This window comes from Streptococcus timonensis (assembly GCF_900095845.1).
Lineage (GTDB): Bacteria > Bacillota > Bacilli > Lactobacillales > Streptococcaceae > Streptococcus > Streptococcus timonensis.
Genome location: NZ_FMIX01000004.1, coordinates 34202 through 50094, shown reverse-complemented (window position 1 = coordinate 50094; position 15893 = coordinate 34202). Strand labels below are relative to the sequence as shown.

The following is a 15893-nucleotide window of genomic DNA, read 5'->3' as shown; positions in this document are numbered from 1 at the left end:
AGTTTATAATAAGTTAACTTTTGTGGTAATCGTATTAACTAATTTATTAACAATCCAAGCCAAACTTATACTAATGATTAAAGTAAAAATTGTTAACAAAACATCATTAACGGGAGACGACACAAATATTTTCCCTAACATAGAAATTACTAATCCATGTATCATATATAATTCAAATGATATGCCACCTAACAAAATCAAAAAAATATTTGAAAAATTTATTTTTTTCAGGAAAGAAACAACAAAATAAATCGTAAAAATAATATTATTAATATTAGCTGCTAGCGCATAACTATAACTATCTTCAATATGTAAATAGCTTAATAAATTACCGTAATGATGCGAAACAAATAGTAGTACAGCAACTGAAAAAAGCACAACAAAATAATATCTATCTAATACTTTATCAATCACATCTTGATATTTAGCCCATATTAGCCCAAGGATAAAGGCTAAAGTACTGTTATACCACCAAAAACCGTAACCCATTTTTATCGACAAACAGATATAAAAGATAATCAATATTGAATTAAGAATAATTGATAAGAGTTTGTTCTGAAGAAAGTTAAATGATGTATAGAAAAATATATACAATAAAATTATGACATTAACAAACCAACCGTTAAAAATAATTGTACTTCCATTTTTAAATAAACTAATAAAAAAATTCAAATCCAGTAATTGTCCGTCTACGAATCTGTATAACAGATAAATCAAAGATACAGCAAAAAATGGAAGTAAAATTTTAGAAAGTCTCGTGACCAAAAATTTATCTAAGTAATTTTTTTTATTTTCATTTTGATTATACAATCCATAAGCAGATAAAAAGAAAAATATAGAAACGATATAAGCTCCCATATATGAAAAATTAGAGAACTCACTACCAGTCGTAACCCATGGTGATAAATGATGAAATATTATCCCTAGTGCTAAAAAACCTCTAAGTCCAGATGTAGATTTAACACATAGATATTCCTTATTTTGTGGTAACAAATAAATTAAAAGCGTTATCGATAATAAGATTACAATATCCATGAACTCTATTTCTCCCTATAATTTTATTAATTCTGTAAGAAGTTTTCTCATTAAATTTATTTCTATAACACAAATTATAGTAGTCCTCTAACAGCTTCTTGCCATAGTTGGAATAGACTTAGGAAAAAGGAGCTAATAAGATAGCCTAATCCTAAACTAATCAATGCTACTAAGAGTCGAACTTTCCCTGCGTTTTCCTTTGTTACCTTCAAAATCTGATTCCATTTGACTAAATCCTTCAAAAGTTGAAAGACAAGGTAAATAAAGAACATATGACTACTAAGGGTAAAAAATAATTGAATCATCGGCTTATTATACCATCTTCTTTTGCTCTATGCTAGTTTATGGACTAACTATCTTTTTAAGGATTGTTTTTCAGATAGTCTATCGCATCCTGAAGTGTTTTTACTGGAACAATCTTCATATCTGTCTTAATCATTTCAGCAGCTTCTAAAGCTGTATCATAGTTGTTTTTAGCATAAGGATTAGCTTTTTTAGTCTCTTCATTGACTGGATTATTTGGAGCAAAGAATACTGTAGCCCCTTTTTTAGAAGCAGCAACAACCTTTTTATCAATCCCACCAATATCACCGACATTTCCATCCCTATCGATACTTCCTGTACCTGCGACGATACGACCGTTACGAAGAGTTGGCTCAGCAATTTGTGTATAAATCGATAAACTAAACATTAATCCTGCACTAGGTCCACCGATTCCTGCTGTTGAAAACTGAATAGGCACATCGCTCGTTACTTCTGTACGGTCAATCAACCCTATTCCGATTCCATTTTTTCCGTTTTCTAAAGTAATAATTTTCCCCTCAGCAGATTTGATTTGTCCGTCTTCTTCATAGGTGACCTTAACCTTATCTCCTAGATTTTGAGAGTTGACATACTCAACCATTTCTTTGGAACTCTCAAAAGTTTTATCATTGACGGCTGTTACTGTATCTGCAATATTGAGAATCCCTTTAAAGGTTGAATTATCAGTTACGGTTAAAACGTAGACACCCAAATAATTGAGCTCTATCTTTTTACCAGCAGTCTTTAGTCCCTGGTATTTTGCCATATTCTGAGAAGTTTCCATGTAAAATTGATTGATTCGGACAAATTCTGCGTCTGATGAACCACCTGTCATCTCTTTAGCGCTATGGATATCTGTGAATGGAGTCAACCAAGCATAAATCAAATGAGCTAATCTAGCTTTTTGAACTCCAACTGTTACAAATTGATAGGACCCTGGTTCGCTATCTAACTTCTCATTTACTTGCAAAATACGTCTAATATCCTCCGATGTCCCCGGAACCTCTATATAGTAAGGAAGAGGCACTGTAAATGCAAGAAAAGTCATAACCAAACTTATAATCAGGTATATGGGCCATCTAGTTTTTTTCTTCATTTTTTAACTCCTCTAAGACAGCATCTGGCACATACTCACTAATATCTCGATTAAATTTTAATAATTCTCTTACCGCTGAAGAACTGAGATATAAGTGTTCTAGTCGACTGTGGAGGTAGACTGTCTCAATTTCTCTTGCCAACTGATGATTGTAATAGTCAAAACTTGCTTCATACTGTAAGTCCCCAGCGTTACGTAACCCACGAACAAGAACATGGACACCCAGTCTCCTAGCAACATCAACAACCAACTCGTCATGAGATGCCAACACTTCAATATTATCCAGATGCGCCACTGCTTTTTCGACAGTTTTTTTTCGACTTTCTATCGACAAAAAACCTGTTTTATGAGGATTATAGAAAATCCCCACGTACAACTTATCAAATAGCTTGCTGGCGCGCTCAATTAGTTCCAAATGTCCATTGGTAATTGGATCAAAAGAACCTGTAAATAGCCCAATTTTATCTGACATAAACCGTCACCTTACTAATACCATATATTTTTTCTTTCCAGATTCCCAAACAGGCGATTTCTTCTGGAAGCTCTACTGATTTATCTGTTTCACAGACCACCATGACATCATCTGCTAAAAGATTTCTCTCAGCCATTTTTTCAATGTCGGAAACGATCTGTTCCTTTGCATAGGGAGGGTCCAAAAAGATGAGATCAAAGACACCTTCCACTTGTCCCAAAGCCCGTTCAGCTTCCATTTTCAATAACTGAAACTTAGAACTTTCTTTTGTCATCTGAATGTTTTCTTTCACAATACTTTGAGCTCTTCGATCTTTCTCCACTAGTACTGCGCTTGACATGCCTCTTGAAACAGCCTCAATAGATAAACCGCCACTCCCTGCATAGAGGTCTAATACACGTCCCCCATCAAAGTAGGGACCAATCATATTAAAAATAGCACCCCTAACCTTATCTGAAGTAGGTCTGGTCGTTTTACCATCAAGCGTCTTTAGAGGACGCCCTCCATAGATTCCTGATACAATTTTCATAAACTATATTATACCAAATTCTTGCAAAAAAGAAAAAAACCGAACCTTGTGGTTCGATTCCTTACAGAATATTGTCATAAGTATCTCTGACTTCTTGAGGCCAAACACTGGTTTGGACTTCACCAATATGCTTCTTACGTAGCAGGAACATTGCCATACGTGATTGACCAATTCCTCCACCGATTGTCAGCGGGAAAAGCCCATTTAAAAGTGCTCTATGCCATTCTAGAACCAAGCGATCTTCATCTCCTGTGATTGCAACTTGACGGCGAAGAGTATCCTCATCAACACGAATCCCCATTGAAGAAAGCTCAAAAGCTGCACCAAGATTCTCATTCCAAACTAGAATATCCCCATTCAGTCCCTTATAGCCATTTTCAGTCTCTGTTGTCCAGTCATCATAGTCAGGTGCACGTCCATCATGAGGCTTACCATCTGATAACTCTCCCCCAATACCAATCAAGAAAACAGCACCGAACTCTTTACAAATAGCATTTTCACGTTCTTTTGGAGTCAAGTCTGGATAACGCTCTACCAGTTCTTCTGTGTGGATAAAGGTAATCTGTTTGGGTAAGATTGACTCAATATCATAACGAGCTTCCACAGCAAGTTCCGTCAAGCGAATAGCCTTATATATTTTCTCTACAGTCTCTTTAAGGTAAGCAAGATTACGTTGCCCATTTGGAATGACTTTCTCCCAGTCCCATTGGTCAACATAAACCGAATGAGTCGCATCTAGCGAATCTTCATCCGGGCGAAGAGCCTTCATATGAACAAAGAGACCCTCTCCTTCGCCAAAACCAAAACGAGCCAAGGTATGACGTTTCCATTTGGCAAGTGAATGAACTACCTCATAAGTTTCATTAGGAATCTGCAAAACCTTAACTGAAACTGGATTTTCAATACCTGAAAGGTTGTCCTGCATCCCATCACCAACCTTACTCAAGATTGGGCCTTGAACTTCAACCACTTCCAATTTATCTTTCAAATACTGGGTAAAGGTGTTTTTTACAAATGAAATTTCCTCTTGTTGGAGGATAAAACTTTTCTTCATACATCTCTCCTTTTGAATAATAAGATGATTATACCCTTTTGACAGTAAAATTGAAAGCAAAAAATAAAAAAGAGCTCATTTGAGCTCTAAAAGTATTAATCGTCACTTCCAAAGATACGCAAGAAGCTAAGGAAGAGGTTAATAAAATCAAGATAAAGTGCAAGAGCTAAAGAAATAGCCCAACCTGTAGCTACCTGACCTTCTGACTCTTCATAGACATAGCGAATCTTTTGGTTATCCCAAGCAATCAAACCTGAAAAGACAAGAACCATGACAATACTAATGATATAGTCAAATAGACCACTATTCAAGAAGATATTAACAATCATGGCAAGAATGAGTCCGATTAAGGCTGCAATCAAAGCTCGACCCAAGCCACTTAAATCTTTTTTAATAACAATCCCCACAATAGCCATTACAAAGAAGAGAGCTGCACTAGAAATAAAAGCTGTCAAAACAGTCCCAGGAAGGTATAGGGACACAATAAAACTAAGCGAAAAACCATTTATTACAGAATAAACGAGGAAAATAGGAAGAGCTGCTGGACTATTTTTATAAGCCATATTACTGGCTGCAATTACAAGAGCAACTTCCACCACACCTGTCACGATTAACCATATACGTGCATTTAACATTAACTGTACGAGAACATCTTGGAAGGTTGTTAGCATTAAAGCTGAAACAAGAGCAGATAAGGCAATTCCTATACCTACAAAAGCATAAACTTTTGCATAAAACTGATTTAAACCAGAACGTTCTTGAATAATTGTTTGATTCATATTACTTCTCCTTATAAAATCTTTTTACTGATTATAACAAAATTAAAACAATTTAACTCAAATAAAAAATGAGGATGCCTGCCGCAATAGCCACATTGAGACTTTCCGCTTGCCCTTTCATGCTTATGTGAACTAGCTGGTCAGCTTGCTCCGCCATTAATGGACTAATACCTTGACCTTCATTTCCCATAACCAAGGCAAAATCTTCTAGCCGAACAAGTTCACGATAATCTTTAGAATTTTGGGACAAAGTAGTTGCCAGAATTGGTAAATTGCCCTTTTTAGCCTCTTCAATAAATGTTTCAACAGCCATTCGATAAATCGGCAAATGGAAATGACTTCCTTGCATGGAACGAAGTGTTTTCAAGCTATAAATATCGGCTGATTTACTCGAGACAATGACTCCCGAAAATCCTGCTGCATCTGCCGTCCGGATCATTGTACCAACATTTCCAGGATCCTGCACGTCTTCCAAGAAAAGATATTTCCCTTGACTCAAATCCGGTACTTGCTCCTCCTCCTTTTTTACAATGGCAACGAGTCCCTGAGGAGTCTTCGAATCTGCTAAATCGAGTAAGACTTCTTCAGACACAAACACAGTCTGAGGATAAGTCCCTAATTTTTCACCATGTTCAATCAGAGCAAATATTGTTTCAATTGTAGCACCTGCTTGAATAGCCTCCTCAAACAAATGCCAACCTTCTATCAGGTAACTATTTTTTCGATATTTTTTTTGATGTAATTTCTTAGCCTTTTTCACCACAGAATTGGCTTTAGAGGTTATAATAGTCATAGATATATTATAACACACTCAAGGAGGTTTGGTATGCAAAAGGTGAGAATGATTGCTCAAGGACGAGTCCAAGGAGTCGGTTTTCGCTGGGGTGTCTATAGTCTTGCTCTAGAATTAGGCGGAATCACTGGACGTGTCTGGAACAATGATGATGGAACTGTTGAAATCCTTGCCCAGGCGAAGTCTTCAGCTATTATGGCCAAGTTTATCCAAGAAATCAGAAAAGGACCAACTCCCTTCTCAAAAGTAACCTACCTAGATGTGCAACTGAGCAACTTCCCTTCCTATCCGGATTTCAAAGTCGCAAATTAGGTCTCTAGAACTATTGTATATTTTCTAAAAAAACAGTAGAATAGAAAGGTATAATTTTTAGATAAGGAATAAAAAATAGTGAAATTATTAAAACGTTTTGCCATTTCAGCTATGGGAATGGCTATGCTATTAGTCTTGACAGGTTGTGTTCAGGTTGATAAAGCAACAGGACAGCCTACAGGATTGATTTGGAATACAATCGGAGCACCTATGGCTGAAGCCATCAAGTACTTCGCTAACGACCAGGGACTTGGTTTTGGTCTCGGAATCATCATCGTGACCATTATTGTCCGCTTGATTATTTTACCGCTTGGTATTTATCAATCTTGGAAAGCAACGCTTCATTCTGAAAAGATGAACGCTCTCAAACATGTCCTTGAACCACACCAAACTCGACTCAAGGAAGCAGAAACACAAGAAGAAAAACTCGAAGCCCAACAAGCTCTCTTCGCCGCTCAAAAAGAGCACGGTATCAGCATGTTTGGCGGAGTCGGATGTTTCCCACTCTTGCTTCAAATGCCGTTCTTCTCAGCTATCTACTTTGCAGCTCAACATACAGAAGGAGTTGCTGAAGCTAGCTTCCTAGGAATTGAACTTGGCTCACCAAGTTGGATTTTAGTGGCCTTCGCAGGTGTTCTCTACTATCTACAATCACTTCTTTCTCTTCATGGGGTTGAAGACGAGACTCAAAGGGAACAAATCAAGAAGATGATTTACATGAGTCCGATGATGATCGTCATGTTTTCAATCTTCTCACCAGCCAGTGTAACTCTTTACTGGGTTGTCGGTGGTTTCATGATGATTCTTCAACAATTCATTATCAACTACATTGTTCGTCCAAAACTTCGTAAAAAAGTACGTGAAGAATATGCCAAGAACCCACCAAAAGCAAGTAAAGCTTCAGCTGCTCGTAAAGATGTAACTCCTGAATCAGCAGCAGTTATCTCAACTTCTGCTAAGAAGAAAAATAAAAAACGCAATTCTGGAAAACAACATTCTAGATAAAAAATAAAAGGCTTAGCATCCTAGCTAAGCTTTTTTAATATCACAAAAGCCCGATGTTCCCATCAGGCTTCTTTTTATCCATGTACACGTTTCATGTAATCTTGATAGCTTTCTGTATCCATCAATTCCTTAGCATTCTTCACACGTTCTGCTGTCGGAGGTTTAACTCCTTCAAGAGAATACGGAATACCAAGCTCGCGCCATTTGAACTCTCCCATGGTGTGGTAAGGTAGGATTTCAAACTTATCAACATTTTTAAGAGTTTTTACGAACTTACCAAGTTCAATCAAATCTTCATCACGGTCTGTCAATCCAGGGACTAGCACGTGACGAATCCAAACAGGCTTGCCAATATCTGATAGATACTGAGCACAAGCTAAGATGTTTTTATTGGTCTGACTGGTTACGATCTTATGTTGCTCCTCATTGATTTCCTTGATGTCAAGAAGAACCAAATCTGTCACATCCATAAGCTTATTGAATTTTTCAAGATACCGTGGTTTATTACGGAATGGAAGAGCACAAGTATCAAGGGTGCAGTGTATACCTTTTTCTTTTGCCTTTGTAAAGAGGGCAATCAAAAAATCAATTTGAAGTAGAGCTTCTCCACCGCTGACTGTAATACCACCCTTTTTGCCCCAGAAGCCACGATAACGAAGAGCTTCTTCTAAAACATCGTCCACTGTTCGTTCACGAGATTTATTAGTTTCCATAGCCCATGTATCTGGGTTATGACAGTACTGGCAACGCATTTGACAGCCCTGAAGAAACACAATAAAACGAATACCCGGTCCATCAACAGAACCAAAACTCTCTGTTGAGTGTACCATCCCTGTCACTTGTCCATAATCAATTGTTTCTTCACTCATATCGTTCCCTTTCATGAAACCGTTTTATAGCTTTATTATATCACGACTAAAAGGAAAAACAAGAATTTTTGTTTACTTTTTAGAAAACAAGCTATTTTTTTCTTTCAACTTTCACGATTTTCAAAAACTCTATTCATCCTTGTCAAAATCAAAGCCATATAAGGTTGCAAAATAATCTTCCGGTCGCTCAGCTCGGCGGATTTTTCTTGCCTTTCCATCTTCTGTGTAGAGGATTTCAGCTGAGCGTAGTTTAGCATTATACTGATAACCCATAGAAAATCCATGAGCTCCTGTATCATGAATAATCAACAGATCTCCAATTTCTGTCTGAGGCAGTTCCCGAATAACTGCAAACTTGTCATTATTTTCACAGAGAGACCCCACAACATCGACTATTTCAGTCTGACCATCAGGATTCATCATATTGGTGATGTGATGGTAAGCGCCATACATAGCCGGCCTCATTAGATTGACAGCTGATGCATCTACTCCGAGATAAGTCCGATAAGTCTTCTTTTTATGAGTTACTTTTGTAACCAAGACACCATGAGGTGCCAACATAAAGCGTCCTAGTTCTGTAAAAATCTTAACTTGACCAAGACCTGCTGGCGTAAGAACTTCTTCATAAACCTGACGAACACCCTCACCAATTAAAGCAATATCATTGGACTCTTGTTCTGGGCGGTAGTTGACCCCGATTCCTCCAGAAAGATTGATGAAATCAAGGGAGATTCCTAATTTATCTTTTATTTCTACAGCTAATTCAAAAAGCTGGCGTGCCAATTCTGGATAATAGAGATGAGTCACAGTATTAGAAGCTAGGAAGGAATGAATGCCAAAGGTTTTAGCTCCCTTTTCTTTCAGAATAGCAAAGGCTTCAAAGAGCTGATCCTTAGTCATCCCGAACTTAGCTTCACCAGGATTATCCATAATGTCCGTTCCTAGTTCAAATACGCCACCAGGATTGTAACGGCAGGAGATAATATGAGGAATACCTGCTGCACGCTCCAGATGTTCAACATCTTCAAAGGCATCCAAATTGATTGTGGCACCCAATTCACGGGCATAGGCATACTCTTGGTCAGGAGTATTATTTGACGAGAACATGATATCAGAGCCTGCAAATCCAAGTTTATGGCTCATCAAGAGTTCCACATAACTAGAACAATCTACTCCACAACCCTCTTCTTTCAAAATTTTTAAGATGGCTGGAGTAGGGGTTGCCTTGACAGCAAAATACTCTTTAAAGCCTTTATTCCAAGAAAAGGCTTTATTTACTGCGCGTGCTTTCTCTCGGATTCCTTTTTCATCGTAGAGATGAAAAGGGGTTGGAAACTCTTCAACAATCTTTTCTAATGCTTCACGTTTAATAAATGGTGTTTTCATAGGACTCCTTCATACTCATTATTAAAGAAAGGCTGGGACCAAAGTTCCAACCTTTAAGTATCTTATTATCTCTTATTTTTCTGCGTCAAAGATATTTCCAACTTCAACATCAATTCGTTGATTCTTCACATCAATATTAGTAACTTTTAGGAGTGATTTATAGTCAAACTGCTGTTCACGATCTTCCTGAGCATTGTCAGCAAAAACAGCTACACCAGCCAACTCTGAATCAAACTCAGTTAAAAGGCTAATCATCCCGTTAATGGTTCCTCCACCCTTCAAGAAGTCATCGACGATTAAAACACGACTTCCCGCTTTGAGGCTACGTTTTGAAAGGAACATTTTTTCAATACGGTCGCTAGAACCTGAAACGTAGTTGACACTTACGGTCGAACCTTCTGTGATTTTCAAGTCTCGACGGACAATGACAAAAGGTACATTGAGGACATTTGCAACTGCATTAGCAAGCGGAACCCCTTTGGTTGCCACAGTCATAACTGCATCAATCTTTTGATCTATGAAGCTCTTAGCAATAATGCGACCAATATTTTTCAAAATGGACGGTGTGCTGAGCAGATCCGATAGATAAATGTAGCCACCTGGAAGGATACGGTCGCTTTCTGAGAGTTTTTCACGTAACTCATTAATAATTTCTTTAGAATCTTGGGTAGAAATCGATGGTGTAAAAATAACTCCTCCACCTGCACCTGTCACTGTTTGGATATGACCAATTTCAATCTCTTCAAAAGCGCGTTTGATGATGACGATATCTTCTGAAATAGAAGATTTAGCTGATTCATACTTTTCTGCAAAAGTATTTAGGCTAGTTAATTTATAGGGATTGTTGATCAAATAATTAGAAATCACAACCATCCGGTCACTTCTTCTTAATTTCATTACGTATTCACCGTTCTTTTTATTTAGTCTTTTTCTCATTATAACATAATACAGTAAAAAAACGAACTTTATTATCAAAATAAAGTTCATTTTTTTAGTTTCTAGTCTAATTTTGGTTTGTAGAAGGAACGATTGTCCATAGCAAAGACCTTATTGGTCATTTCTCCCTCATCGACAAGAGCGAGAGCCGTTGACATCATCATCATACTTGCGTCAAGATTGTCAATCATGTGAATAATCTCTGCCTCCATAATGCGTGGACGGACTGGGCTTCCGTACTCAAGGAGACCATGGTGACTGAGAATGACATGACGAAGAAGGACAACCTCTTCTTTGGTATCATCGATTCCAAGCTCTGAGACTGTTTTTGTAATTTCACTATCAATCAAAGCAATGTGCCCTAAAAGATTTCCTCTCACTGTATACTCAGTCTGATCAGGGCCCGTTAACTCGATGACTTTAGCTAAATCATGGAGCATGATTCCTGCATATAATAGACTTTTATTGAGTTGAGGATAAACTTCTCCTATTGCATCAGCCAAACGTACCATTGTAGCTGTATGATAGGCCAAACCTGTTTCAAAGGCATGGTGATTAGTTTTAGCAGCTGGGTACGAATAAAACTGCTTATCGTACTTAGTATAAAGACTCCTAACGATACGTTGCCAGATAGGATTTTCAATCTTGAAAATCATCTGAGCCATGTAATCACGGATTACCTTGACGTCTACTGGAGATTTTATCTTAAAATCAGCTGGATCATTAGGCTCTCCAGGCTGAGGCAAACGCAGTGTAATTTGATTGACTTGTGGAGTGTTATTATACACTTCCCTTCGTCCTTGCATATGGACTACTTTACCTGCTGTAAAGGCTGCAACGTTGTGCGGTTGAGCATCCCATAACTTGCCTTCGATTTCCCCACTATCATCCTGGAAGGTAAAAGCAAGGTAGTTTTTTCCTGCACGAGTTTGCCTTAAATCAGCTGACTTAATCAGGTAAAAACCTTCAAAGTACTCGTCTTTCTTCATGTTACTAATCTTCATAATCTTCCTCATCTTCTTGGAACTGGAGTAGGTCAAGCATTGGCTCTCCTTCTGATAACTCAATATGCCGGAGAGTTCGCTCGATAGCTGTGGTGCGACGGTTTAATAGATCATCAATATTGCCAGAGGCATGTTGCAGATGTTTTTGGGCCTTGACTAAGATGCCACCAAATTTTCCAAATTCAGTCTTGACACTAGCTAGGGTTTTACTAATATGATCTGCACTCTTTTGGATATTGAGAGTCTTGAACCCAACAGAAAGTGAATTAAGGAGGGCTGACAAGGTACTTGGACCTGCGACAATAATCTGCTCCTCCCGTCTCAAATCATCAAAGAAAATCGGATTACGAACGATTTCTGAATAGAGTCCTTCTGTTGGAACAAACAAGACACCAAAATTTGTCGTCTGTGGCGGTGCCAGATACTTACTCTTGATATCTTTAGCAAAACGTTTAACACTTGCTAGGAGAGATTTACGACAACGCTCAATCTCATCCTTATCACCTGCTTCATAGGCTTCTTCAAGGCGGTAATAATCTGCCAGTGGAAACTTAGAGTCAATTGGTAGATAAACATATTCCTGGTCACCTTGCCCAGGCAACTTGATGGCGTACTCGACTCGCTCACTCGAATTTTCAACCGTTGCAAATTCTCGCTCATACTGGGCAGGTGTCATGATATCTTCGATAATCTGCCCCAGTTGTAATTCTCCTAGAATTCCTCGAGATTTTGTACCAGATAAGACCTTATTAAGGGCTCCTACATCACGGGCAACCGTCTGCATTTCTCCAAGGCCGCGATTGACAGATTCCAATTGCTTGGAAACTGTCTCGAAAGACGCCTGCAAGCGTGTCTGCAAGGTTTTTTCTAACTTTTCCTCAACCGTTTGACGCATCTGTTCCAAACGTTGCTCATTTGACTCCTGCAAGGCCTGAAGGCGTTGGTCAGTCTTATCTCTGGTTTGGAGGAGGTTTTCATTCATCTCCTGTCGAACCTGGGTTAGACCTTGGTGCAATTCGATTCGCACCTCCTGCAAACGGTCGCTAACAGCCACTTCTAGATTTTTTTGGTCCAGCTGACTTGCTTGTCGCGCTTGTTCAAAACGATAATCTAACTGGTCTGAAAGGTTATCTGCCTGGTCTTCTAAACTTTTAGTCAGATAGTTCTCCTGCTTTTCCTGCCTCTGCCAAATAAGAAAGAGGCCGGCTAGGTTAGCAATTAGTAACAGTAGTAATATAATCTCCATCCTATCTCCTGTCCTTGCTATGCAGCACGACTACATAGCCATCTGGGCAAGTCACCGAAACTTCCCTATCTATATATTCGTTAGAAGCGTAAACTTTCTTAAAGAAAAAATTCGCCTCAGTCAATTCATACTTGGCTCCGATAATAGTCAACTGACTATCCCTCACAGGCATAAAAGCTAGATAATTATAGTCCGAACGTAGTTCTAACCGACTGGTGCCTTCTGGGCAATAGCTAATCAAATTTTGCCCATCCTCAATCTCTATTTGGCGCATAAAAGCTACCAACTTGGGATTGCTCGGAAGAAAGACATTGGCCAGCATATGGTCAATACGACCACCTAGGGCACCAAAAATGGTCACTTGTGCTTGAGGATTTTTTTCAAAAATCGTTAAAAGTGCTAGTTCCAGATCCGTATCATCTTTTTCTGGCTGAGCTTGTACAAAGTATTGAGCATGCTTTTGAATCAACTGACGTTCTTCCACAGTCACAGAATCAAAATCCCCAACAGCTAGAGCAAGAGGAAGTTTTTCCTCCAGTATCCAGAGTGACCCACGGTCCACACCGACAAAACAATCAAAATCTGTCCGATAATGTCCTCGGTCCCCACCAGCAAAAACCGCTACTTTAGTCCAATTGTTTTCGGAGTGCTTGCACTCGTTCATTGACATCTCCCTTAAAAACATAAGACCCTGCTACAAAGACTGTAGCACCAGCTTCTTTGGCTTGAGCAATAGTTTGATCATCAATCCCGCCATCCACTTCAATCTCAAAGTTCAATCCTTTTTCTTCACGAAGGGCTACTAGCTCACGTATCTTATCCATGGTCTCAGGTAGAAAGGCTTGCCCACCAAAACCAGGATTCACCGTCATGACCAAAACTTGGTCAACTAGGTGAAGCACATGCTTAATAGCTTCAACAGGCGTACCAGGATTGATGACGACCGAAGGTTTGACACCAAGAGAGCGAATCTTTTGAAGAGCTCCATGGATGTGAGGTGTTGCCTCTACGTGAATGCTGATGATATCTGCTCCTGCACGCGCAAAGTCTTCTAAATGGTGTTCAGGATTTGATACCATCAAGTGGCAGTCAAAGACCATCTTACTATGAGGTCGAAGACTTTCGACTACACCTGCACCAAAGCTGATCTGAGGTACAAAGTGACCATCCATGATATCGATATGGGCGTATTCTGCCCCAGTTGCTTCTAGGCGTTTAATTTCACGTTCAAAGTTGGCATAATCTGCTGCCAGAATTGACGGAGCAATCTTGTATTGAGACATAGGTTTCTCCTTATTTTTGAATTTTTTTGCTGACTTTTTTATAGGTTTCTCTACGATTTTCAATCTCACTGAGGAATTGCAGATAGTTGTCGAAACGGAAGTTTGCAATGACGCCCTCTTCTACTGCTGGTTTCACTGCACAAGATGGCTCATGAGTATGCGTACAAGTACGGAACTTGCAGTCTCGGCTTACAGAGGCAATCTCTGGAAAGGCCTGGTTCAGCTCTTCAGCACTTGATACTTCATAATCTAGCGACGAAAAACCTGGTGTATCTGCGATTTTGCCACCATTAAGGTTGTAAAAACTAACAGCTCGAGTAGTATGGCGACCACGACCTAGACTGTCTGAGATTTCTCCTGTTTCGAGATTGAGGTCAGGTGCAATTTTATTAAGCAGGGTTGACTTCCCAACACCTGTCTGCCCCATAAAGACTGTCACTTTGTCTGTCAACAAGGGCAAGAGTTCCTCTTTACTAGTCATAAAGTCGTATCCAATAGCACCATAGGTCTGCTCGTAAAAATCCAGTTCTCCCCCATCTTCCAGTAAGTCCATCTTGGAAATATAGACGATAGGATGAATCCCCTTGTGCTCTAAAAGAACCAAGAAGCGATCCAACAAGTTGCTATTAAAGTCAGGTTCTTTAACGGACATAATGACAACGGCTTGGTCAATATTGACAATGGGTGGACGAACCAGACTATTTTTTCGTTCATGAATTTCTAATATATAGCCTTCTGAGTTCTCTTCCGCAGAAAAATCTACCCAATCCCCAACATAGGGTGTGTGACCTTTTTTACGAAAATTCCCACGTGCGCGTGTTTGATAAACCTTGCCATCACTCTCTACATAGTAGAAACCCGCTAAGGCTTTAATAATTTGTCCCTGCATCTTAGAGTCCTTGTTCTTTAAGTGCGTCTGCTAGACTGGCAAATTCTTCTAAACCAAGAGCTTCACCACGTACAGATGGTGACAAGCCTGCTTGGTCCAAAGCCTTGGTCAATTTATCCTTGACTTCTTCAGATTTCCCAAAGTAACCTGTCAAGTTGTTCCACAGGGTTTTACGACGATGAGTAAAACTAGCCTTGGAAACCTTAAAGAAGAAGTTCTCGTCTTCCACTGCTACAGCCGGTTCTGGACGGCGCACCATTTTTAGGATAGCTGAGTCCACGTTGGGCGCTGGCACAAATACTGTACGAGGCACGATAAAGGCAACCTTAGCCGTCATATAATACTGAACTGCAATTGACAAACTACCGTAAGCCTTGGTATTTGGCTTAGCAGAGATACGATCTGCCACCTCTTTTTGCATCATGACCACAAACTCACTAAAAGGAATGCCACTTTCAATCAAGTGCATGAGAATAGGCGTCGTGATATAGTAAGGCAAGTTTGCTACTACCTTAATTGGTAAGTCAGGATTTTTAAAATTTTGGATATGCTGCGCCAAATCAACCTTGAGAATATCCTCATTGACTACGGTCACATTATCAAAATCACGCAGAGTATCAGCTAGGATTGGCACCAAACGGTGGTCAATCTCAAAGGCCATAACTTGAGCTGCACGTTCAGCTAGAAATTCCGTCAAAGCACCAATTCCTGGCCCGATTTCGATAACATTGACTTGATCATCAATCTCAGCCGTATCCACAATTTTTTGAAGGATATTGGTATCGGTCAAGAAATTTTGCCCGAAGGATTTTTTAAAGGTAAAACCGTGACGCTCCAGTACTGCCTTGGTCACGCTATAATCTGCAATTCTCATCTATTCTCTTTTCTAATTTTAAAGAACT

The 15893-nt window shown here is 39.2% G+C and carries 19 protein-coding genes; 2 read left to right on the top strand and 17 right to left on the bottom strand.

The features are described from left to right. Window positions 1-3: 3 nt before the first annotated feature. From BQ2679_RS03465 to BQ2679_RS03430, 8 genes are all read right to left on the bottom strand, one after another. A complete protein-coding gene (locus tag BQ2679_RS03465) occupies window positions 4-1035 on the bottom strand; it encodes an acyltransferase family protein (RefSeq protein WP_075566203.1) in 1032 nt (343 codons plus the stop codon). A 74-nt stretch (window positions 1036-1109) separates the two neighbouring features. Further along, the gene (locus tag BQ2679_RS03460) at window positions 1110-1340 is read right to left on the bottom strand and encodes a DUF1146 family protein (protein WP_083237576.1); all 231 of its coding nucleotides are present in this window, start codon (window positions 1338-1340) and stop codon (window positions 1110-1112) included. 56 nt (window positions 1341-1396) lie between these two features. After that, entirely contained in the window at window positions 1397-2434 is a 1038-nt protein-coding gene (locus BQ2679_RS03455; protein ID WP_075566201.1) for a SepM family pheromone-processing serine protease, read from the bottom strand. Continuing rightward, complete coding sequence (gene coaD, locus BQ2679_RS03450) at window positions 2418-2906, bottom strand: pantetheine-phosphate adenylyltransferase (protein ID WP_075566199.1); 489 nt, start codon at window positions 2904-2906, stop codon at window positions 2418-2420. Before coaD ends, BQ2679_RS03455 begins: the two co-directional genes overlap by 17 nt. Next, the gene (gene rsmD, locus BQ2679_RS03445) at window positions 2896-3435 is read right to left on the bottom strand and encodes a 16S rRNA (guanine(966)-N(2))-methyltransferase RsmD (RefSeq protein ID WP_075566197.1); all 540 of its coding nucleotides are present in this window, start codon (window positions 3433-3435) and stop codon (window positions 2896-2898) included. Before rsmD ends, coaD begins: the two co-directional genes overlap by 11 nt. 61 nt (window positions 3436-3496) lie before the next feature. Continuing rightward, entirely contained in the window at window positions 3497-4489 is a 993-nt protein-coding gene (gene asnA, locus BQ2679_RS03440; protein WP_075566194.1) for an aspartate--ammonia ligase, read from the bottom strand. Window positions 4490-4584: 95 nt separating this feature from the next. Further along, window positions 4585-5268, bottom strand: a complete 684-nt coding sequence (locus tag BQ2679_RS03435) for a Bax inhibitor-1/YccA family protein (RefSeq protein WP_075566192.1) — start codon at window positions 5266-5268, stop codon at window positions 4585-4587. Window positions 5269-5320: 52 nt separating this feature from the next. Further along, window positions 5321-6061: a TrmH family RNA methyltransferase gene (locus tag BQ2679_RS03430; protein WP_075566190.1), complete on the bottom strand. Its 741-nt coding sequence runs from the start codon at window positions 6059-6061 to the stop codon at window positions 5321-5323. Between the two features lie 33 nt (window positions 6062-6094). On the opposite strand from BQ2679_RS03430, the gene BQ2679_RS03425 reads away from it, so the two are divergent. Together BQ2679_RS03425 and yidC are read left to right on the top strand one after the other, a co-directional pair. Beyond that, window positions 6095-6373, top strand: a complete 279-nt coding sequence (locus BQ2679_RS03425) for an acylphosphatase (protein WP_075566188.1) — start codon at window positions 6095-6097, stop codon at window positions 6371-6373. Between the two features lie 78 nt (window positions 6374-6451). Beyond that, window positions 6452-7378 carry a membrane protein insertase YidC gene (gene yidC / locus BQ2679_RS03420; RefSeq protein WP_075566186.1) on the top strand — a complete coding sequence of 309 codons (927 nt, stop codon included), beginning with the start codon at window positions 6452-6454 and terminating at the stop codon, window positions 7376-7378. 74 nt (window positions 7379-7452) lie between these two features. Here yidC and pflA read toward each other — a convergent pair whose 3' ends face one another. The 9 genes from pflA to rsmA form a co-directional block, all read right to left on the bottom strand. Next, window positions 7453-8247, bottom strand: a complete 795-nt coding sequence (gene pflA, locus BQ2679_RS03415; protein ID WP_075566184.1) for a pyruvate formate-lyase-activating protein — start codon at window positions 8245-8247, stop codon at window positions 7453-7455. A gap of 129 nt (window positions 8248-8376) precedes the next feature. After that, window positions 8377-9633 (bottom strand): diaminopimelate decarboxylase, encoded by a 1257-nt coding sequence (locus BQ2679_RS03410; protein ID WP_075566182.1) that lies wholly within the window; start codon window positions 9631-9633, stop codon window positions 8377-8379. Between the two features lie 72 nt (window positions 9634-9705). Next, on the bottom strand, window positions 9706-10530 hold the full coding sequence (gene purR, locus BQ2679_RS03405) for a pur operon repressor (protein WP_075566180.1): 825 nt from the start codon (window positions 10528-10530) through the stop codon (window positions 9706-9708). 101 nt (window positions 10531-10631) lie between these two features. Next, window positions 10632-11573, bottom strand: coding sequence for a 3'-5' exoribonuclease YhaM family protein (locus tag BQ2679_RS03400; RefSeq protein ID WP_075566178.1), 942 nt, complete (start codon window positions 11571-11573; stop codon window positions 10632-10634). Continuing rightward, the gene (locus BQ2679_RS03395) at window positions 11563-12819 is read right to left on the bottom strand and encodes a DNA recombination protein RmuC (protein ID WP_075566177.1); all 1257 of its coding nucleotides are present in this window, start codon (window positions 12817-12819) and stop codon (window positions 11563-11565) included. The genes BQ2679_RS03400 and BQ2679_RS03395 overlap by 11 nt, the downstream gene beginning before the upstream one ends. 1 nt (window position 12820) lies before the next feature. Beyond that, window positions 12821-13483 (bottom strand): thiamine diphosphokinase, encoded by a 663-nt coding sequence (locus tag BQ2679_RS03390; RefSeq protein ID WP_075566175.1) that lies wholly within the window; start codon window positions 13481-13483, stop codon window positions 12821-12823. Continuing rightward, on the bottom strand, window positions 13446-14102 hold the full coding sequence (rpe, locus tag BQ2679_RS03385) for a ribulose-phosphate 3-epimerase (protein WP_000085013.1): 657 nt from the start codon (window positions 14100-14102) through the stop codon (window positions 13446-13448). The genes BQ2679_RS03390 and rpe overlap by 38 nt, the downstream gene beginning before the upstream one ends. Window positions 14103-14112: 10 nt before the next feature. Further along, window positions 14113-14991: a ribosome small subunit-dependent GTPase A gene (gene rsgA, locus BQ2679_RS03380; RefSeq protein WP_075566172.1), complete on the bottom strand. Its 879-nt coding sequence runs from the start codon at window positions 14989-14991 to the stop codon at window positions 14113-14115. Window position 14992: 1 nt separating this feature from the next. Beyond that, window positions 14993-15865: a 16S rRNA (adenine(1518)-N(6)/adenine(1519)-N(6))-dimethyltransferase RsmA gene (gene rsmA / locus BQ2679_RS03375; protein WP_075566170.1), complete on the bottom strand. Its 873-nt coding sequence runs from the start codon at window positions 15863-15865 to the stop codon at window positions 14993-14995. Window positions 15866-15893: the final 28 nt, after the last annotated feature.